General features: G+C 68.6%; 21 protein-coding genes and 4 pseudogenes. 18 read left to right on the forward strand and 7 right to left on the reverse strand.

Translation table 11 applies throughout. The features are described from left to right. Window positions 1–23: 23 nt before the first annotated feature. The 4 genes from Q3Y56_RS32725 (at window position 24) to Q3Y56_RS32740 (ending at window position 3,053) form a co-directional block, all read left to right on the forward strand. On the forward strand, window positions 24–965 hold the full coding sequence (locus Q3Y56_RS32725) for a hypothetical protein (RefSeq protein WP_304465338.1): 942 nt from the start codon (window positions 24–26) through the stop codon (window positions 963–965). Window positions 966–1,019: 54 nt separating this feature from the next. Further along, window positions 1,020–1,970 carry a nucleoside-diphosphate kinase gene (locus Q3Y56_RS32730; protein ID WP_304465339.1) on the forward strand — a complete coding sequence of 317 codons (951 nt, stop codon included), beginning with the start codon at window positions 1,020–1,022 and terminating at the stop codon, window positions 1,968–1,970. Continuing rightward, on the forward strand, window positions 1,967–2,251 hold the full coding sequence (locus tag Q3Y56_RS32735) for a hypothetical protein (RefSeq protein WP_304465340.1): 285 nt from the start codon (window positions 1,967–1,969) through the stop codon (window positions 2,249–2,251). The genes Q3Y56_RS32730 and Q3Y56_RS32735 overlap by 4 nt, the downstream gene beginning before the upstream one ends. A 106-nt stretch (window positions 2,252–2,357) precedes the next feature. Further along, on the forward strand, window positions 2,358–3,053 hold the full coding sequence (locus Q3Y56_RS32740; protein ID WP_304465341.1) for a thioesterase II family protein: 696 nt from the start codon (window positions 2,358–2,360) through the stop codon (window positions 3,051–3,053). A 91-nt stretch (window positions 3,054–3,144) separates the two neighbouring features. Here the strand turns inward: Q3Y56_RS32740 and Q3Y56_RS32745 are convergent, their stop codons facing one another. Further along, complete coding sequence (locus Q3Y56_RS32745) at window positions 3,145–3,528, reverse strand: VOC family protein (protein ID WP_304465342.1); 384 nt, start codon at window positions 3,526–3,528, stop codon at window positions 3,145–3,147. Window positions 3,529–3,642: 114 nt separating this feature from the next. Then, entirely contained in the window at window positions 3,643–4,560 is a 918-nt protein-coding gene (locus tag Q3Y56_RS32750) for an aminoglycoside phosphotransferase family protein (RefSeq protein WP_304465343.1), read from the reverse strand. A 126-nt stretch (window positions 4,561–4,686) separates the two neighbouring features. Between Q3Y56_RS32750 and Q3Y56_RS32755 the strand changes: the two genes are divergently transcribed. From Q3Y56_RS32755 to Q3Y56_RS32775, 5 genes are all read left to right on the forward strand, one after another. After that, window positions 4,687–4,983 (forward strand): transposase family protein, encoded by a 297-nt coding sequence (locus Q3Y56_RS32755; protein WP_304465344.1) that lies wholly within the window; start codon window positions 4,687–4,689, stop codon window positions 4,981–4,983. After that, a complete protein-coding gene (locus Q3Y56_RS32760; protein ID WP_304465345.1) occupies window positions 4,980–5,150 on the forward strand; it encodes a hypothetical protein in 171 nt (56 codons plus the stop codon). Before Q3Y56_RS32755 ends, Q3Y56_RS32760 begins: the two co-directional genes overlap by 4 nt. A 221-nt stretch (window positions 5,151–5,371) precedes the next feature. Further along, window positions 5,372–5,692, forward strand: a complete 321-nt coding sequence (locus Q3Y56_RS32765; RefSeq protein ID WP_369696831.1) for a multidrug efflux SMR transporter — start codon at window positions 5,372–5,374, stop codon at window positions 5,690–5,692. After that, window positions 5,692–6,231, forward strand: a complete 540-nt coding sequence (locus Q3Y56_RS32770) for a TetR/AcrR family transcriptional regulator (RefSeq protein ID WP_304465346.1) — start codon at window positions 5,692–5,694, stop codon at window positions 6,229–6,231. Before Q3Y56_RS32765 ends, Q3Y56_RS32770 begins: the two co-directional genes overlap by 1 nt. 262 nt (window positions 6,232–6,493) lie before the next feature. Next, complete coding sequence (locus Q3Y56_RS32775) at window positions 6,494–7,114, forward strand: DUF6000 family protein (RefSeq protein WP_304465347.1); 621 nt, start codon at window positions 6,494–6,496, stop codon at window positions 7,112–7,114. A gap of 56 nt (window positions 7,115–7,170) precedes the next feature. On the opposite strand, the gene Q3Y56_RS32780 is transcribed toward Q3Y56_RS32775, so the two are convergent. Then, window positions 7,171–8,208 carry a GNAT family N-acetyltransferase gene (locus Q3Y56_RS32780; protein ID WP_304465348.1) on the reverse strand — a complete coding sequence of 346 codons (1,038 nt, stop codon included), beginning with the start codon at window positions 8,206–8,208 and terminating at the stop codon, window positions 7,171–7,173. Window positions 8,209–8,299: 91 nt separating this feature from the next. Between Q3Y56_RS32780 and Q3Y56_RS32785 the strand changes: the two are divergent. Continuing rightward, a pseudogene (locus Q3Y56_RS32785) lies at window positions 8,300–9,233 on the forward strand (IS5 family transposase). A gap of 37 nt (window positions 9,234–9,270) precedes the next feature. Here Q3Y56_RS32785 and Q3Y56_RS32790 read toward each other — a convergent pair. Beyond that, window positions 9,271–9,759, reverse strand: a complete 489-nt coding sequence (locus Q3Y56_RS32790; protein ID WP_304465349.1) for an Lrp/AsnC family transcriptional regulator — start codon at window positions 9,757–9,759, stop codon at window positions 9,271–9,273. A gap of 114 nt (window positions 9,760–9,873) precedes the next feature. Here Q3Y56_RS32790 and Q3Y56_RS32795 point away from each other — a divergent pair, with 114 nt between their 5' ends. The 3 genes and pseudogenes from Q3Y56_RS32795 to istB all read left to right on the forward strand — a co-directional run bounded on the left by Q3Y56_RS32795 (window position 9,874) and on the right by istB (window position 11,689). After that, the gene (locus Q3Y56_RS32795) at window positions 9,874–10,794 is read left to right on the forward strand and encodes an SMP-30/gluconolactonase/LRE family protein (RefSeq protein WP_304465350.1); all 921 of its coding nucleotides are present in this window, start codon (window positions 9,874–9,876) and stop codon (window positions 10,792–10,794) included. An 82-nt stretch (window positions 10,795–10,876) separates the two neighbouring features. Beyond that, window positions 10,877–11,050, forward strand: a pseudogene (locus Q3Y56_RS32800) (IS630 family transposase); the annotation flags it as partial. 4 nt (window positions 11,051–11,054) lie between these two features. Continuing rightward, window positions 11,055–11,689 (forward strand): annotated as a pseudogene (gene istB / locus Q3Y56_RS32805) (IS21-like element helper ATPase IstB). Here istB and Q3Y56_RS32810 read toward each other — a convergent pair. Continuing rightward, window positions 11,679–12,065 (reverse strand): hypothetical protein, encoded by a 387-nt coding sequence (locus Q3Y56_RS32810; RefSeq protein WP_304465351.1) that lies wholly within the window; start codon window positions 12,063–12,065, stop codon window positions 11,679–11,681. The pseudogene istB and the gene Q3Y56_RS32810 sit on opposite strands and share 11 nt — an antisense overlap. Window positions 12,066–12,278: 213 nt before the next feature. Between Q3Y56_RS32810 and Q3Y56_RS32815 the strand changes: the two genes are divergently transcribed. The 4 genes from Q3Y56_RS32815 (at window position 12,279) to Q3Y56_RS32835 (ending at window position 16,246) form a co-directional block, all read left to right on the forward strand. Then, window positions 12,279–12,875, forward strand: coding sequence for a DinB family protein (locus tag Q3Y56_RS32815; RefSeq protein WP_304465352.1), 597 nt, complete (start codon window positions 12,279–12,281; stop codon window positions 12,873–12,875). Between the two features lie 603 nt (window positions 12,876–13,478). Further along, on the forward strand, window positions 13,479–13,646 hold the full coding sequence (locus Q3Y56_RS32820) for a hypothetical protein (RefSeq protein ID WP_304465353.1): 168 nt from the start codon (window positions 13,479–13,481) through the stop codon (window positions 13,644–13,646). Window positions 13,647–14,041: 395 nt separating this feature from the next. Continuing rightward, window positions 14,042–15,106, forward strand: coding sequence for a transposase (locus tag Q3Y56_RS33675; protein WP_369696832.1), 1,065 nt, complete (start codon window positions 14,042–14,044; stop codon window positions 15,104–15,106). A gap of 186 nt (window positions 15,107–15,292) precedes the next feature. Next, window positions 15,293–16,246 carry a phosphotransferase family protein gene (locus tag Q3Y56_RS32835; protein WP_304465354.1) on the forward strand — a complete coding sequence of 318 codons (954 nt, stop codon included), beginning with the start codon at window positions 15,293–15,295 and terminating at the stop codon, window positions 16,244–16,246. Between the two features lie 34 nt (window positions 16,247–16,280). Here the strand turns inward: Q3Y56_RS32835 and Q3Y56_RS32840 are convergent. Together Q3Y56_RS32840 and Q3Y56_RS32845 are read right to left on the reverse strand one after the other, a co-directional pair. Continuing rightward, window positions 16,281–16,379, reverse strand: a pseudogene (locus Q3Y56_RS32840) (RNA-directed DNA polymerase); the annotation flags it as partial. A gap of 182 nt (window positions 16,380–16,561) precedes the next feature. Beyond that, window positions 16,562–17,281, reverse strand: a complete 720-nt coding sequence (locus Q3Y56_RS32845) for an SDR family oxidoreductase (RefSeq protein ID WP_304465355.1) — start codon at window positions 17,279–17,281, stop codon at window positions 16,562–16,564. 132 nt (window positions 17,282–17,413) lie between these two features. Between Q3Y56_RS32845 and Q3Y56_RS32850 the strand changes: the two genes are divergently transcribed. After that, complete coding sequence (locus tag Q3Y56_RS32850; RefSeq protein ID WP_304465356.1) at window positions 17,414–18,277, forward strand: LysR family transcriptional regulator; 864 nt, start codon at window positions 17,414–17,416, stop codon at window positions 18,275–18,277. Window positions 18,278–18,638 lie beyond the last annotated feature (361 nt).

Consider the following 18,638-nt stretch of genomic DNA (forward strand, 5'->3'; position numbering starts at 1 on the left):
GCAGCGCGGATTGGACATGACACATGCATCACAACCTGTACGAGTTCTACGGCTACCGGGTGGCCTGCACGGCCCCCGACGAGGCCCAGGCCGTGGTCACGCGGCTGTTCGGCGCCCCGCTGGCGCCCGGCGGGACCGCGCCGTGGCCCGACGCGGCCACCGTCCGGCTGACCGTGGAGGTGACCGGGACCGGGCGGGAGACCGTGCCGCCGCCGTACTTCCCGCCGCGCTGGGACACCCTCGACGAGGTCGTCATCGACACCGGCGGCTCCACCGCGGCCATCACGCCCGCCCGGCACACCATCGACCTGACCCTGTCCCGCGCCGACCTGGACGACCCCATCGTGTGGGGCCGCTGGCTGGTCGAGAAGGCGTTCCTCATCCTCACCCTGCGCTCCGACCGCCACTACGGGCTGCACGCGGGCGCCCTGTCCGTGGAGGGCCGGGCCGCCCTGGTCACCGCGGACAGCGGGGTGGGCAAGTCCACGTTCACCGCCTGGGGCCTGCTGCACGGCGCCCACTTCGCGGGCGAGGACGCGATGATGCGCCACCTCGACGACCCCGAGGGCCGGTTCTGGGGCTATCCCCGGGTCGGCTACCTCGACCCGGCGCTCATCAAGAGCCGGCCCGAGCTGGCCGAGGCCCGTACTGCCCCCGTCCCCGCCCGGGACAAGCACCGGCTCGAATGGCCCGCCTCCTTCGCAAGCCGCCTGAAGCCGGCCGTCCGCCCGCGGGCGCTGCTCATCCTGACCCGCGAGCACCAGGAGGTCCGGCCGGTGAGCGTAGAGGCCGCGCTGGAGCTGTGCCGCAGCGACTTCTCCGCCGGCAAGCAGGACCCCGGGGTCCTGGCCCGGGTCGAGGACGACCTGCGGGAGCAGCTCTTCGGCATGACCGTCCTCGAGTTCGGGCTCTCTTCGGACCTGGACGCCAACCACGCCCGTCTGACGGCCGTACTGCACGGCTGAATACGCCCGCACACCACCGCGAACGAGACCCGACGAGAAAGCGAACCCCCCATCATGGGCACCGTCAACTGGTCCACCCTCACGCGTATGCCGGTCAAGGCGTACCACTACGAACTCGACACCTGCTTCCGCGAGGGATACGGCGAGGTCCGCGAGGCATTCGGCGACCGGACCACCGAGATCCTGCACCGCTCGGCCCTCATGCTGGTCAAGCCCGACGGCATGGCCACCGGCAAGCTCAAGGTCATCCGCGACTTCCTGCAGGGCCACGGCTTCTCGATCATCGGCGCGGAGCTGTTCCACTTCAACCGGCACACCGGCCGCGAGCTGTGGCGCCACCAGCACACCCTGGCCACGCTGGACCGGCTCGCCGTCAACGACATCGTGCTCCAGGCGGGGCCGAGCCTGCTGCTGCTCCTGCGCAGCCACGGCGACCACGCCGTTCCCGCGACGGTGCACCTCAGCTCGCTCAAGGGCAAGGCCGACATCACCCAGCAGGCCGCAGACAGCCTCCGCAGCGTGATCGGCCGCCCCAACCGGCTGTGCAGCATGATCCACTGCGCCGACGAGCCGGCCGACCTGGTCCGTGAGCTCAACCTGCTGGCGGACCCCGAGCCCCGCAAGCGCCTGCTCGCCCGGCTTGCGGACGGCGCCCCCGCGGCCGCCGACGAGGAGATCCTCGACCACGTGCTGCACTCCGGCGAGTTCGGCGGCACCGTGCTCGACCGCGACGCCGCCGTGCAGCGCATCACGCAGGCCGTCCGGGACCGGGCCGCGACCCGCCCGGAGCTCGGCGAGCCGGCCGGCCGGATCCTGACCTGGCTGGAGGGCACCGACCGCGGCGAACTGCTGCCGTGGCGGGAGTTCGCCCCCGTGCTGGCCGGCCTCGGACTCGACCTGGACGTATGGGACGTGGCCATGCTCGGCAGCAGCCACATCCAGGAGGACGAGCCCGACGGCATCAAGGTGATCGGGAACCCGGCACCAGGCTCCTGGCTCGTGTGAGCCCGGCCGCACTCCTGCGGCCGGTCGCCGCCGAGGCGGCGCGGCAGTACCGCCCGCCCTGGCGGGCGGTACGCCGAACGGCCCGCCGGGCCCGCTGCTGCGCCTGGGTCCGGGCGGCGGACCTGGCATGTGAACGGGGCCGGGAGCCGCCCGCCCTGCTCGCCCCGGAGGAGCGGCAGCGGGCCACCAGGTTCCACCTGAGCCGCGACCGGGACACGTACGTTGGTCACGCTGTCCGCCGCCCCACCCGCACCCTTCAGAAAGGCTCCCATGGCGACTGAAACCTGCTCCCCGAATCCCTGGCGCGACCCGGCGTCCGGTGGTCCGCGGTGGTGGTCGCGGCTGCGCCCACGCTCCGCGACCGCCTCCGCCCCCCGCGCGCGGTTGATGGTCCTCCCGCATTCGGGCGGGGGTCCCAACCGGTATCTGCGGTTGGTCGACGGACTCCCACAGGACATCGAGATACTCGGGCTGACTCTGCCGGGTCGTGAGCGCCGATTGGCGGAACCGGTGGGGGCGACGCTCGATGACGTGCTCGCCAGTCTGGCGACCCTTCCGCGGCTCGATGTGCCGACTGTGGTGTTCGGCCACAGCCTTGGCGCCGTTCTCGGCCTGCACGTCGCCCGAGCCCTCGGCGAGCACTGCGTCGGCCTGATCGCCTCCGGTCAGGTTCTCAGGGAGCCGGATGGCTGTTCTCCCGAGGATGTCGAGGACGAGAGCATCCTGCGGACGCTTGACCTCGGCGGTGACCTGCCCCGTGAGGTGTTCGAGGATGCCGCGTGGCGCGCGACCCTGGTGGGCAACATGCGGGCGGACCTGCGGCTCGACGCCGAAGCCTCCCGCCGGGGTATGGGCGTGCGCATCGAGGCGCCGGTCACGGTGCTGTGCGGCCGTGAGGACCGTCTCATCGACGTGGATGCCCTGGGCGCGTGGGGCAGGCATTCTTCCGCGCCGTGCCGGGTGCACCTCTTCCCCGGCGGGCACTTCGGGCTGTTCGACGAGGCCAACCGTGCTCTGGTGACGGGGGCGATCACGGAACAGTTGGCGGCGGTCCCCCCTCTCGCGGCAGGCCGCGATCTTTGACGGGGGCGAGGGCCTTGACGTCGGCGGTCACGCCGGCGGGGTTGTCGGCGTTCAGTAGTGCTACTCGCTGCGGGGCCTTTGAACGAATGCCTCAGGACGACATCGCAGCCCGGTCGGCCTCGCTGCGGAGAACACAGAATTCGTTGCCTTCAGGATCCGCGAGGACGGCCCAGCCTGCGCCGTCGTGTTCCCGGCGATCGGTGACCAGGGTGGCACCGAGGCTCAGCAGCCTCTCGACCTCCTCCTCGCGCGAGGTCTTCGGGCGCAGGCACAGGTGGATCCTGTTCTTGATCGTCTTCGGTTCTGGCACCTGGTTGAAGTGCAGCAGCGGACCCTCCGGCAGCATCACCTCAGTCTCTGGGGCACCCGGCTTGTCCTCCGGATGCAGCGGATAGCCGAGCACCTCGCTCCAGAATCGGGCCAGTTCATAGGCATCCGCACAGTCGATCGCTACGTTCTGCACCACCGAAACCATGCACATGAGCCTGCCCCAGGCAACGCTCGGTCTGCCACCACATTGCGCCGAGACTCCAACAGCACTTTTGTCACAGGCACTGACCTTGTCCTGACCTCCCGCCAGGATGCTTGATCACTGGCGGACCGTTGCGGTGAGGCGGTGCAGTGCGGCGTGGGCGGGTGGGCCCCAGGTGGGCTTGCCTCCGGGGCGGCCGTGGACGCCGGCGTCTCCGATGTGGATGCCGGCGAGGGCGCGCAGTACCGCCCAGCCTCGGGCGCGGCGTAGGGTCGCGGCGTCCGGGCTTGGCTGGTAGGTCTCGTGGAAGCGGTCGATGGCGCCGTCCGGCAGCAGGATCCAGGCGGCGGCGAGGTCGCAGGCTGGGTCGCCGGCGAAGAGGTCGCCGAAGTCGATGACACCGCAGAAGGTGCCGTTCGCGGTCAGGACGTTGGCTGGATGAAGGTCGCCGTGCAGCCAGAGTCGTGGGCCTGCCCAGTCCGGCGCGGCGGCGGCGTCTTCCCAGACCGCGCGGACGGCGTCCGGGTCGCGGATCAGCCCCAGTTCGGTGGCCGAGGCGAGCCCTTGGGTGAAGTGTTCGGCGGTGTCGGCCAGCGGGCCACCGCGGTCTCGGCCTGCGGGCGCCCCGTCGGGGGCGGGGCGGTGGAGGGCGGTCAGGAAGGCGGCCAGGGTGACGGCCGCCTCCGCGGCGCGCGTAGCGGGGGCGCGGTCGGCGGGCTCGCCCGGTACCCAGGTGGTGACGAGCCAGGGCCGCGGAAACCGTTCGGAGGGCTCACCGAGGCGCTGCGGGACGGGGATCTGCAGAGGAAGGTGCGGGGCGAGGAGGGGCAGCCAGGCGTGTTCTTTGCGCAGCAGCGCGTCCGCGGACTGCGTCGCCCAGGGCAACCGGACGGCGAGGTCGTCGCCGAGCCGCCACACTTGGTTGTCCCAGCCGAGCGCTCCGAGCTTCAGGGGGCGATCCGCCAGGTCGGGGTGCTGCTCGCGCAGCAGATCCCGGATCAAGTCCTCGGTGATGTCCGTCTCGGTGGCTGTCATGTGGAGCAACGGTAGTTGGGTAGCGGCCTGCCTGGATTCCGGTCGGATCCGAGTCAAGTTCAGGCGTCGAACGCACTTCGAACTCGCACTCCGGCCCAGGCCGTCGACCATCTCGGCGCCAGTGGAATGACGGGCATCATCGACGACACCGAGATCCGGGTCCGGCGGCCGGCCGCCGGACGCAAGGACCGGAACACGTTCATCTCCGGCAAGAGCAAGCAGAACGCCGTCAAGACCGTGGTGGTCCAGGACGGGGACGGCCGGGTGCTGTTCTGCAGCCCAACCAAGCCCGGTAGCTGCGCGGACACCACGCACGCCCGTCAGCCAGGACTGGTCAAGCTCCTGGTCGATGGTCCCGCAGTGGAGGTCCTCGCCGACGCCGCTACCAGGGCCTCGGCGCGCAGACCAGCGGTGCGGTGGTGACACCACCGCACCGCAAGTTCAAGAAGAACGCCCCGGACTGGTACGAGGAGATGTACGAGCGGCAACGCAAGGCGCACTCCTCACGCCGCATCCGGATCGAGCACGGCATTGCCCACCTGAAGAACTGGCGGGCGCCGGCCCGTCACCTCCCCACCGCGAGCTGGTGAGTGACACCGTCCAGGCCGTCGCCGGCCTGCTGTCCCATCAGCAGACCGCGGGCCTGATCCCGGCACGGCGGCAGTGAACACCGAGCTCCACCGAAGTCCTCGACGTCTCACTGCCGACCGTGCACAAGCTCGTGAGGGCGTGCCCGATGGGTCAGGGCCTGCGGCCGGTCGTTGCTCGGCGTTGTGTACGTCCGTACGCAACGCCGTGTACTCTCGTACGCGTGGTCTATGTGACGCTGGCAGGCGCGATACTCTCCGAGATTCTGGCGACCACGGCGATGAAATACAGCGAGGGTTTCAGCAGGCTGTGGCCGTCGTTGGGGACCATGGTCGGGTATCTGGTGGCCTTCGCGTTGCTGGCGCAGACGCTGAAGTCGATGAGCGTGGGGACCGCCTATGCCATCTGGTCCGGGGCCGGGACGGCCGTGATCGCGGCCATCGGGATCGTGTTCCTGGGGGAGAGCGCCAGCGCGGCGAAGATCCTGGGGGTGTTGCTGGTGATCGCCGGGGTTGTGGTGCTGAATCTGGATGGGGCTCACTGATGGCGCGGCGCTACGATCCCGACCGGCGGCAGCGGATCATCGATGCGGCGATCGCGGTGGTCGGTGAGCGGGGGATCGCGGGGCTCAGCCATCGCGCGGTGGCCGCTGCCGCGGACGTGCCGCTGGGGTCGACGACGTACCACTTCGCCGGCCTCGACGATCTGCTGGTCGCCGCGCTGCGGCAGGTCAACGGGGAGTGGATGGCCGACTTCGCGCGCTGGGTGGACGGAATCGATCCTGCGGTGCCGCTCGCGGATCAGGTGGCCGAGCTGGCCGAGGCGACGCTGGCTGGGGACCGTTCACGGGTGGAGCTGGAGTACGAGCTGTATCTGGCGGCGCTGCGGCGCGAGGCGGTGCGGCCGATCGCCGCGGAATGCCTGGACGAGATGGTGCGGTTGCTCGGCCGGCGGATCGGCGACGAGCGGACCGCGCGGGCCGTGGTGGCGTTCATGGATGGTTTGCTGCTGCAGCATCTGCTCACCGGGCAGCCCTTCACATCCGCCGCGGTACGGGCCGGGCTCGCCGGAGCGCTGGGCTGAACCCGGGGCGGGTGGCTGGATCGCCCCTCCTCATGCCGAGTTGAACGACCGAGCGAGAGCGCGGTCACCGGACCCATCGGACAGGCTCCAGTCGAGGCCGCGCAGTTCCTGCCCGGCGGGGGACCGGTGACAGTTCCTGGCGCCGGCGGCCAGGCCGCGCGGCTGCCGATGCTTCCGCCGTGCCTGCCGTCGTACCGCCGGCAGCCGACACCAGGGCAGAAAGCCCCTGGTCGGGGATCTTCGGCCACGCCAGGATGCCTCCATGCGCCTGCCTCGCCTCTCGGACCCCGAACTGACCGACGCCGTCGACCGCTACGTCAAACCTGGCCGGCGCTACCTCAAGCTGCTCCACGGCAACTTCACCAGACAGGACGAGCCCGAGTGCCGCAGTTTCCTCCGGGCCCTCAGCGCGGCCGCTCGACAGATCAGCGACGAGGAACTGGAGACCTTGCTGGAGAGCGAATGGCGTGCGCGGCTCACGGCTGCTTGGCTGATCGGACTGGACCGTCGCTACTGGTTCCGCGACATCCTCAGCGACCTTCTGCTGGCCAGCCGGCTCTGCTACTCCGGCCAGGGCTACTGCTTCGCGCTGGCCCGATTCGCCACGGCCGAAGACGCCGAGCACCTGGTTGCCTATCTGGACCGCTACCTGCGCAGAGCTGACTGCCAGTACGACCAGCGATGGGCCATCAGCGCGCTGCTGCACATCGACAGCCGCAACGGCAGCCAGCATGCCGACCGGTTCCTTGCCCCCGGCGGCCTTTGGGAGCAGTGGAGCGCAGCCCAGTACGCCCCGGTCTCAACCAGCCGCTTCATCGACGACCTGTGCACGATCGCGGAGCAGTGCATGGGCACCACCGACACCTCCGAGAGCACCGCCTAGGACCTGTCCGGTCGATCAAGCCGGGCTCGATGTTCGGGAAGCCGCACCGCCAAGGTCTACGGATGCACCTCTGTCGGATCGGCGATCGGTTTGCGGTAGCGGACGTACTCGTTCTGGCGCCGGAACCCTACGCTCTCGTAGAGGTCGTAGGATCGGTGCGGATTCGCGGTCCCGGTGTACAACCGGGCGGTCTCTGCACCGTGCTCGCGAAGGCATCGCAACCCGTCCAGTAGCAGGACCCGCCCAAGTCCCAGACGCCTCGACTTTGTCCGGACGCTCAGTTCTTCGACTTCGCCCACAGTGGGGTCCTGCCGACGGATGGAGCACAGGGCGACACCGGCCATATGTTCCCCATCCCAAGCCGCCCGCCAGCAGGTCGAGTCGGCCGTGGCGAGGAAGCTCTCGAACGTCCACCTCTCGGTGAAGGCGGCATCCGCATACGAATCAACGACCGTCTTCCAGGCCGCGCGGTAGCTGCTCGGATCGACGGCACCGACTCGGATGCCGGCTGGCAATGGTTTCACCTGGGGGGCCAAGGAGGGCTTGCCGTCGGGGAGCTGTCGGAGATCGGCCAGCTCCAGCTCTACCAGGCTGAAGACACGCCGGTATCCCGTTTCGAGCAGCAGCGCCGTTGCATCCTGTTCAGAGGCCATGGCGTTCGCGCCGAACACAGCCGTCTGTGCGGTTCCATGCTGCTGCACGAGCTGGCGGATACGGCTTTCCGCCCAGTTGAGCATGGCTGAGCCGATGCCCTGGCCGCGGTGCTCGGACAGCAGGTAGCCACGGTGCAGGTACAACCACGTCCCGTCCCGCTCCTGCCACCACCTGATCGTCGAGTAGCCGACGACGCCACCGCCGTGCTCCACCAAGACCTGGTTCTCGGATGGGTCGTCCAGCCTGGCGCAGGATTCGGCGATCTCGGCTGCCGTCGGGAGCCCCTCCACAACCGAGCGGGCGTCGATCCGATCCCGCTGTGCACTGCCCAGCCGCACAGCGGCCATCGCGCCATGGTCGTCGTGGCCGCGATACGGCCGGAAGACGTAGCCAGGCAACCGTTCCCGCGATGCAAGGCCGCTGCCGTTGTTCACGCCCACACCAAGACCCCCGTGACGTTGGATATGCGGTGTCATCGATCACGGAAGCGTAGGCCGTGCCGATCACGCGGCAGAACCCGTTTTCCGCAGCATGACCGTTCGCGGGGACTTGACGGACGAGGCGTGGGACCGGCTGCAGCCGTTCCTGCCCATGAGTAACGGTCGGTGCGGCCGGTGGCGGGACCACCGTCAGGTGATCGACGGCATCCTGTATCGGATACGGACCGGGGTGCAGTGGCGTGACCTGCCGGAACGCTTCGGACCGTGGAAGACGGTCTACGAACGGCACCGGCTGTGGTCGGCTGATGGGACATGGGAGCGTCTGCTGCAGCAGGTCCAGGCCGCAGCCGATGCAGCGGGCGAGATCGACTGGGACATCTCCGTGGACTCCACCATCGTGCGCGCGCACCAGAACGCCGCCGGCGCCCGCAACAACCCGCCGCCAGCCCCGCATCAAAGGGGGGCGCAACGACAGAACACCAGAACGAAACGCCGTGGCAGAACCTGCACGGCCACCTGGTGGAGGCGGCGCATCGGGTGAGGGCCTGGGCCGCTCACGCGGCGGCTTCACCACAAAAGTCCATCTGAGCGCGGACGGCCGCTGCCGCCCGCTGTCCCTGGTCGTCACGCCGGGCCAGCGGGCAGACTGCACCCAGTTCACACCGGTGCTGGAGAAGATCCGCGTCCCACGGCGCGGGCCCGGCAGGCCGCGCAAGAAGCCGCAGAGCGTCGCGGCCGACAAGGCGTACAGCAACGGGCCCTGCCGCCAGTACCTGCGACATCGAGGCATCCGGCACACCATTCCGGAGAAGACAGACAGCCAGGCCGCCCGCCTACGCAAAGGCTCACGCGGCGGACGGCCTCCCAGCTTCGACGAAGAGCGGTACAAGAAGCGCAACACCGTCGAGCGAGCGATCAACCGACTCAAGCACGCGCGAGCAGTCGCCACCCGCTACGACAAGCGCGGCTACGTCTTTCTCGGCACCGTCACCGTCGCAGCCATCGTCATCTGGCTCCGCACGTGATCGCCCGGACAAGTCCTAGTGCTCTGACCGAGAAGGTTTACCGGGTTGGCGCGTCATTCCTTCCCGGTCCGAGCACTGGCCGACGACCGCCCCTGGGAGAGACGGGCCTTTCGAAGAAGGTCTCCAGGGAGACTGTGGCCTGGGTGCCGCTCACGCCGTCGATGGCGTAGAGCCGCCGCAGTACGTCCTGGAGTTGCTCGGTGGTTGCGGTGCGCACTTTCACCAGGATGGACGCACTGCCCGCGATGACGTGCGCCTCCTGGATCTCGGGAATCGCGGCGAAGTCGGCGGCCGAGTCGCCCATCCAGGCCGAGGACTCGACCATGACGAAGGCCAGTACCCCGCGCCCCAACGCGGCCGGGTCCACGTCCACCGTCGTGCGACGGATGATGCCGCGCTCGCGTAGCTTGCGTACCCGTTCGTGGGCGGCGCCTGCCGACAGGCCAACCGCCTTGCCCAGTGCGGCGTATGGCTGGGTGGCGTCCTGCTGGAGCAGTGCCACAAGCTCGCGGTCGATGTCGTCCATGCTTCCCTCTTCCGTGCCCCGACCTTCGGCCACCTCTTGCGAAGACCATATCTCATCCTGCAATGTTCGTGATTGAGCGAATGAAATTCTGTGACAGGCGTGAAGGGAACACCTATGTCATCCGAGACCCGCCCCGACGTCTACGAGGTTGTGGACGAGCGGTTCCGCACCGGACGCTGCGCCAACGGGGATATGCGGCTGGAAAGGCTCTACCAGGACTGCCGTTGGGCGGAGGGCCCGCTCTACCTTCCGGCCTGGCGCCAGGTCATCTGGAGTGACATCCCCAATGACCGCATGCTGCGGTGGGACGAGGCGACCGGCACTGTCGGCCTCTTCCGCTCGCCTGCGGGCCACAGCAATGGCAACACCCTCGACCGGGAGGGCAGGTTGATCACCTGTGAGCAGGGCAACCGCCGCGTCACCCGCACTGAGCACGACGGTGCGATCACAGTCATTGCCGACCGTTTCGAAGGCAAGCGGCTCAACAGCCCCAACGACGCGACCGTGCGCTCCGACGGCTCGATCTGGTTCTCCGACCCGGACTTCGGCATCACCAGCGACTACGAGGGACACCGCGCCGAGAGCGAGATCGGCGCGTGCAACGTCTACCGAGTGGACCCGGGCACGGGACAGGTGCGCCTGGTTGCGGACGGCTTCGGCGGCCCCAACGGGCTCGTCTTCTCCCTCGACGAGCAGCAGCTGTACGTCTCCGACACCCGGGCCGGTCACATCCGCGTGTTCGATGTGCGCGAGGACGGCACGCTCTCGGACGGCAAGGTCTTCGCCGAGGCCACGGACGGTGTCGCCCGGTTCGACAACATTCGCTTCGACAAGGACAGGCGGCTGTGGGCGGCGGCCATGGCCGGTGGGGTGCACTGCTACGACCCGGACGGAACGCTGATCGGCCGGATCCGGGTTCCCGAGCCCGTCTCCAACATCGCCTTCGGCGGCCCGAAGAACAACCGCCTGTTCATCACCGCGACCACCACGTTGTACTCCCTGGTGATGTCGGTCACCGGCGCCCCCCGGATCTAGTGCTCTGACCGCGAAGGCTGACCGGGGTGGTGGTTCCCGCGGTTGGATGCCCGGATGGGTCCGCCCGACTGCTGGGGGTGTGGTGGCTGAGCCTGTCCGTGTGCGCAGACTGACCGACCAGGAGGGGCAGAGACTGCAGCAGATTGTGCGCCGAGGAAGTGCTGGTTCTGTGCGCTACCGGCGCGCGGTGATGCTGCTGGCTTCGGCCGGCGGCCGGGTGCCGGTGATCGCGAAGCTGGTGCAGGCCGACGAGGAGCGAGCTGGTCTCCACCCGCATCCGCACCACGGCCGGGAAGCTCGGCCTGCCCCACCCGGGACTACGACTTTTCCTTCCAGTTTGACCGCGACCCGCGCAAGGTCAAGGATCTGGCCACCCTGTCGTTCGTCGAATCCAAGGCGAACGCCGCCCTGCTCGGGCCGCCCGGCGTCGGCAAGACCCACATCGCCGTCGCTCTTGCGGTCGCGGCCTGCCGGGCCGGCTACTCGATCTACTTTCACCAGCCTTGACGACATGGTCCGCAACCTCACGGTCGCCGAGACAGCAGGCTGCCTGACCAGCAAACTCGGCACCTACCTTCGACCGATCGTCCTTGTGGTCGATGAGGTCGGCTACCAACCCCTGGAACGAGGGAGGCGAACCTGGTTTTCCAAGTGATCTCCAAGCGTTACGAAAAGGGCTCGATCATCCTCACCTCGAACAAGACCTTCAGCGAATGGGGCCAGGTCTTCGGCGACGAAGTCCTGGGCCACAGCCATCCTCGACCGGCTCCTCCACCACTGCGACGTCGTCTCCATCAACGGCCCCAGCTACCGGCTCAAGAAGCGGCTCGCGGCAATCGAACGGGACACTCAGCTGGCCCGACCAGCGAAAACAGCGGAACCAGTCACCGGATGACAGAGATCTCCGGCATGGACCGGTCCCATCCGCCCAATTCCGCGACGAGAACCCGGCGGGCCAACCGCCGGGCCTGACTCCATCCCTCATCGATGGACAGTGCACCTCTCGTCCATCGATCAGCGTTCTCTCCACCGCTCATTCCGCGGAGGACCACATCGATCTCCCGCAGGTCAGGCAAGGCACCGCGATCGAGCTGTCCCTCCTCAACCAGGGTCTCGGCCATGCGGAAAGCGTGATCGAAGTCCAAGGCGATCTCGTCCGGCACCACATCATGCTTGACCAGCCAGGCCACTTGGACCGGAGCATCGGCCGCCAGCACTGACAACGACTCGATCAGCAGACGTCGACGGAACGAGGTATCAGGGCTCTCCACGCTACGATCGTCGCACGCGCTCACCTCACGCAAGCGCACAGGCCAACATCCGACTGAGCACGTTCATCTGTACTTCCCTGTGCACTTTCTCAAGTACGCCGACATGGCTGTGCCACTTTCACGGGGAGTCGTTTCTCGACGTCAGACAAGATCAATGTCAGTGGCTTTTGATTTCACTCCCGACTGTCAGTGCCGGGTGGAAGACTGCCCGGCATGATCGAACCGAACCCGAAAGCGGACCTACTCCGATACCTGCAAGAGGCGCGTGATGCCCTGGTGTGGAAGCTCGATGGGCTCTCGGAGTACGACATCCGCCGCCCGCTGACCCCCACGGGCACGAACCTGTTGGGGCTGGTCAAGCATGTCGCTAGCGTGGAACTGGGTTACTTCGGCGACACGTTCGGGCGGCCGTTCTTCGACGCGGACCCGCCGCCCTGGTGGTATACCGAGGACACAGAACCCAATTCAGACATGTGGGCCACTGCAGACGAGTCGCGCGAAGACATCCTCGGGCTGTATCGGCAGGCGTGGAAGCACTCCGACAGCACGATCGCGGCACTCACGCTGGAAGCGCTCGGCCGTGTCCCGTGGTGGCCCGAGGAACGTGGAGAGGTGACACTGCACCACATCCTGGTGCGCGTGATCTCCGATACTCAGCGGCATGCCGGCCACGCGGACATCGTGCGAGAGCTCATCGACGGATCCGTCGGGCATTTGCAGGGCAAGGACAACATGCCGCCAGGTGATCAGGCATGGTGGGAGGGCCACCGGTGCCGACTGGAGCGCGTGGCGCGGGAAGTCAACGGCTGATCTCGCCCAACTGCCGACCCCGCTGGCTCCGGGGTCGGCCATGCGACGCCGTTCAGCTGGCCTGGGTTTGCTCGGCCAGGGCTTTGGTGTGGGCGAGGCGGTAGGACTCGGTGCCGGTCTGGATGATTGGGCGGAGCGTCCAGGCCAGCCCGCAGCATCCCGTCGATCAGCGGCTTGTGGGGATCGAGCCGGGACTCCTTGCGCCGCTGCTTCTTCCGCGGCTCGGGCCACTGCCCGTCCAGGGCCCGCCGGACGTTCTCCAGGTCACGTTGTGCGTGCGCTGAAGCGCACGCAGCGACATGCCCATCCGGTGACCGGCGGATCGCCGCGTACAACTCGACCTTCGACTGCGAGTTACCCATGAGGCCCCCAGCGGAGAAGCACACCTCACAGTCCCACCGCAAGCCCCCAAGTGACGTCAAAACAAGGCTCTGGCACAGATCTTGGGGAGCGGTCGCGGAGGGTGACCGCAGTATTCGATCGCGATTCACCAATCGAGTGTGAGACCGCGTACGCCGTGATGCCGAACAGTAGGTAGTGGCGCTCCGTCAGGTAGCTGTATTTCTCCATCGTTCGGGGCCGTGGCCGGTGACGGTGTTGGGTATGCAGGCCGACGCATCGTTCTGGGGTTCGCTGGTGTTCGACGGGATCGACGACCTGGTCGTCGAGGCGGTGACGGCCGCTTTCGGCACGGTCGACGTGGCGGCAAGAGGCCGGGCTGCCGGAGCGGCCCGCCCGGACTGCAGGCGCTTTTCGGACCGGGTGGCATGACTCCTACCAGCGCAGACTCAGAGATCTCCCGCTCGGTGAGTTCCGCGTCGTGATCCTGTTGACGGTCCGGCGTTTCATCTGTGGCTCGGCGGACTGCCCACGCCGGACGTTCGCCGAGCCGTTTGCACAGTTGACCACCCCGTACGCGCGCTTCACCAGTCGGCTCAACCGCGCCTTGGAGCGCATCGGGCTGGCACTGGCCGGACGGGCTGGCTCCCGGCTGGCTGCCCAACTGGGCTTTGGCGCAGGGAGGATGATCTTGCTGCGCCGGGTCATGGCGATGCCGGATCCGCAGTCCAGCACGCCGCGGGTGCTGGGGGTTGACGATTTCGCCACCCGGCGCGGACAGTCGTACGCCACTGTGATCACTGACGGTGTACGCCACCATCCGATCGATGTCCTGCCCGGACGTGCAGCGGGACCGCTCGCCGCGTGGCTCACCGCGCACCCCCGGCGTGGAGATCATCTGCCGGGACCGGGCAGGTGCCTACGCCGAAGGGGCCCGGCTCGGTGCCCCTGACGCTCTCCAGGTCGCCGACCGGTTCCACCTCTGGCAGGGCCTCGGCCGGGCGGTGGAGACTTGCGTCGCCGCCCACCGTGACTGCCTGCGGGCCCCGCCACTGGAACCCAAGCCGTCGTCCGCCGACACGCTGTGGGAACCGGTGCGTTCGGGCACCGCCCTGCCACAGAGCGACTCGGACCACGGTGTCCGGGATCCTTCCGGGCCGCGGGCCCAGCGCAAGAAGGCCGCGCATGCCCAGGTCCACGAGCTGCTCGCGCAGGGCCACTCGCGCCGGGCGGTCGCCCGACACATGGGCTGGGGCCTCAACACCGTGCTGCGCTATGCGAGCGCGCCCCGCTGGCAGGACACCATCCGCGAAGGCCGGCCCCGGCCCAGCCGACTCGATCCGTACAAGTCCTACCTGGAGCGGCGATTCGCCGAAGGGTGCACGAGTGTCACCCGGCTGCACCGTGAACTGCTCGCCGAGAATGCTCCCGTCACCTACGGCATGGTCCGCGCTCATATCGCCGCCCTGCGTGCTTCTCCGCCCGAAGCACCGCCCCCACCACCGACAGTGCGGCAGGTGACTGGCTGGCTCACCCGCCATCCCACGTCCTTGAGCGAGGACGGCCGCACAGCCTTGAAGGCCGTCCTGGCCCACTGCCCCGAGTTGGACACGGCCGCCGAGCGCATCCGCTGCTTCGGCGAGATACTCACCGATCGCCTCGGCGCCATGCTCCCCAGCTGGATCGACGCTGTCGAAGCCGGCCAACTGCCCGGCCTCACCGGCTTCGCATGCCACCTGCGCCGTGACTTCGACGCTGTGACAGCCGGACTCACCCTGGAATGGAGCTCTGGCGGAACCGAGGGCGCCGTGAACCGCATCAAGAAGATCAAAAGGCAGCTATACGGACGCGCCGGATTCGAACTACTCCGCAAGATGATCCTGCTTCAGTGACTGATCGTGACGGCTCCCTACGATCAATGCCGGAGTCCGCTGAACGGGGAATTCCAAGCTGTGGCCACGGTTCGATGCGAGTGCCTGAACGGTGCCTGTGGCAGCTGTGAGAGGAGCAAAGCAGCGTGCCATCGCCTCCAACGAATGCTTTTGCGCGTGCCGCCGTCCGGATGATGAGCTGGCACAGTGACCAACCACGATGAGGCGGCGGCTGTCCGACCGTTGGCCCTGGCTTGGGTGAGCCGGCACCTGGAGGTCGGCGAACGGATCGTCAGAGCCGAGGCGCTGCAGGGCGGCATCACTGCCGAAATGCGGAGGCTGACCATCAGCACGCGGGACGGAGGCGCCCGTGACCTGGTGCTGCGGACCTTCGTCAACGTGGCGCACGCCGAGGACTGGTTGAACAGGGAAGCCGCCGCCCTGACCCTGCTCGCGGGGACCGGCGTGCCGGCTCCTGGACTGGTCGCGGTCGATCAGACCGCCACGCATTGCGAGTATCCGTCGCTCCTGATGACACACCTGGCGGGACGAACGGTCCTCGACGATGAGGGATTGGAGACGCACGTTCCTCTGCTGGCCCGTCAACTCGTGGCGATCCACGCGTTGCGACCCGCCGAGCGGCTCCCAGAGTATGTGGCGTTGACGACCGCGGACACCGTCGTGGTTCCGAAGGGCGCCGACGCGGCGGTATGGGCCGCGGCGATCGACGTGATCCGCAAGCCCGCGCCGCCCTATGCAGGGCGATTCCTGCACCGGGACTTCCAACCCGGCAACGTGCTGTTCGACGTGCCGCCTTCAAGGCCGGCGGGTGCCCGGATCACGGGGGTCGTCGACTGGGCAGCGACCTCCTGGGGCCCGGCGGATCTCGATGTGGCGCACTGTTCCACCAACCTCGCGATTCTGCACGGCCCGGCGTGGGGTCTGCGGTTCGCCGAGGCGTATGAGGAGGCCGGCGGGGTGCTGGCCGCGGCCGCGAGCGAGCGGCTGTACTGGCGGGTGCGGGACGGGCTGGCGTGCTCAGAAGAAGTGCAGCAGATGGCGCAGCCATGGCGGGAGGCAGGGAGGGCAGAGCTGACGACGCGGGCCGTGGAGGAGCGGCTGAATGCCTATGTCACCGCCCTGATGAACGCGCTGGGCTGAGCCAAAGCAGCCCGGGGCGCGGGCACGGTGGCGAGGAACGGTCGGAGAACTGCGGCTCGTAGTACGCCTCCAGGAGGAGTCGCATCACTTCACCAACCAGCTTGTCCGCCCATGTAGGCAGTCCAAGAGGGCGAAGCACCCACTCGTCGTCCGTGAGACCACCCCGAGCCATGCCGCCTGTCTACCGTCCCGGGCCCAGCCGGGACAGCAGAACGACCAACTCGTGATCTGAACTCGGCGCACGCTCCAACTGAGGGTGCGGCGTACCCACGGGGAGTTTGTGCCGCACGCTCGGCGGTTCCCTCTCCTGGTCTGTCACGCGGCCTGTCCGGTCGCGGCCAGTACCAGTTCGCGGACGGTGATCCGCTGCGGTTGCTCGTAGACCCAACGGACCGCCTCCGCGATCTCATCGGCCGTCGGCAGTTCCACCGCGTCCTTGAATGCCTGGTAATCGGCTTTGGCGGCCTCGTCGGTGGTGTGCGACAGCAGGTCCGTACGGACCGCGCCCGGGGCGATGGTCACCACCCGCACTCCGTGCGCGGCGACCTCCTCGCGCAGGCTCTCCGAGATCGCGTGCACCGCGGCTTTGGTGCCGCTGTAGACGGTGTGCTTCGGGTAGCTCTTGAGACCTGCCACCGAGCCGATGTTGATCACTGTGCCGGTTCCGCGGTCGACCATGCCGGGCAGTACCGCGGCGATACCGTTGAGCAGGCCGCGCACATTCACGTCCACCATCTGGTCCCATTGCTGGGCTGGTTGGGCGGCGACCTCGCCGAGCAGCATCGTCCCGGCGTTGTTCACGAGCGCGTCGGTGGGTCCGAAGGCGGCCTCGGCCTCGGCGACCGCGGCGGCCACCGCGGAGCGGTCGGTGACGTCCACCGCCCGCGCCAGCGCGCGGGGCAGGCCCAGGCCGGTGAGCCGGTCGAGGCGACGGCCGAGCAGCAGGAGCGGGTGACCGCGGTCGGCGAAGGCGCGTGCGGTGGCCGCGCCGATGCCCGTACCGGCGCCGGTGATGACGATGAGCGGCTGTGCCATGGTGTGCTCCATTCCTCGTGACTTCTGGATACCGCCTCCGGGCGGGACCTGCGGAGGTGATGTCATCAACCTTGCTCGTGCGGCGACTTCCGAACAATGCCGATCCCTGCAACGATCGATAACCTGAGAGTTATGGAAAGCCGTGAGATCGAGATCTTCCTGACGCTTGCCGAGGAACTGCACTTCGCGCGCACCGCCGAGCGGCTGCTCGTCTCGCAGGCCCGGGTCAGCCAGACCATCAAGAAGCTGGAGCGCCGGTTCGGCACCGCGCTGTTCGAGCGGACCAGCCGGCGGGTCGCCCTCACTCCGGTAGGCCGTCGCCTACGGGACGACATCGGCCCGGCGTTCGTACGTATCCAGGAAGGGATCGCGCGTGCGACCGAGGCCGGCCGGGGTGTTGCCGGACCGCTGCACGTGGGCTTCTCCGGTGCGCTCCAGGGTGACTTGGCGCTCTCCGTCCAGACCGCCCTGCGCACCGGCAACCCTGAGTGCGAGGTGCGACTCCATGAGGTCCCCGAAGGCGATCCGTACAGGCCCCTCCGGTCCGGCGAAGTCGATCTGGCCATCGTCCGATTCCCCGTCAGCGAACCGGACTTGACGGCCGGGCCGGTGCTGATATCCGACGCCGTGATGCTCGCCGTTCCCGCCCGCCACCGGCTGGCCCGCCGCGACGCGGTCGGCGAAGGCGACCTCGCCGGCGAGAGCGTGCTGCCGGCCGGCTCGCTCCAGGAGACGCTGGCCCGGGTCGGCGCCGGCCATGGCGTCCACCCCGTCCCGAGCCAGACAGCGGTGTACCAGACCCGCCCGACGATCGCCTTCGTCCCCTACTCGGATGCGCCACCCGCCGAGTTCGGTGCGGTATGGCGGACAGCGGGGGACAACGCCCGCATCCGCGCCTTCGTCGCCGCCGCCGCTGCCCTGGTGCGTACCGAAGGCGGCCCCGCACAGGTCTGTGGAGCCTGCCGGGCCGACGCCATCAGCCCCGCGCCTCGGTGAACGCGCGGCAGATCGTCCGGTGTCCACGGACGCGGACACTGAAGGACTGGCGAGGCATCGCCACCCGCTACGACAAAACACCCGAGAGCTACCTCGCCAGACTCCAGCTCCGCGTGCGGCTCCGTGACCTGCTCCCGCACCTCGGGGTCGATCATGCGCTGGATCGTAGAAGCGACACCGGCGACGACGGGTGGGGGAGTGCCGGGGGAGACCGTTCTCGATGTCCCGGCGGCCAGCGGGGGCTTGGAGGCTGCTGCGGGTGATTCGGTTGTCGGGGAGGCTGCGGTGCCCGATTCGGGCGCGGTTGTGGCGTGGCTCCCCGAGCAGCAGACTCAGGAGCCGGACCTGGACCCGGTGCGGC

Source organism: Streptomyces sp. XD-27 (genome assembly GCF_030553055.1).
Lineage (GTDB): Bacteria > Actinomycetota > Actinomycetes > Streptomycetales > Streptomycetaceae > Streptomyces.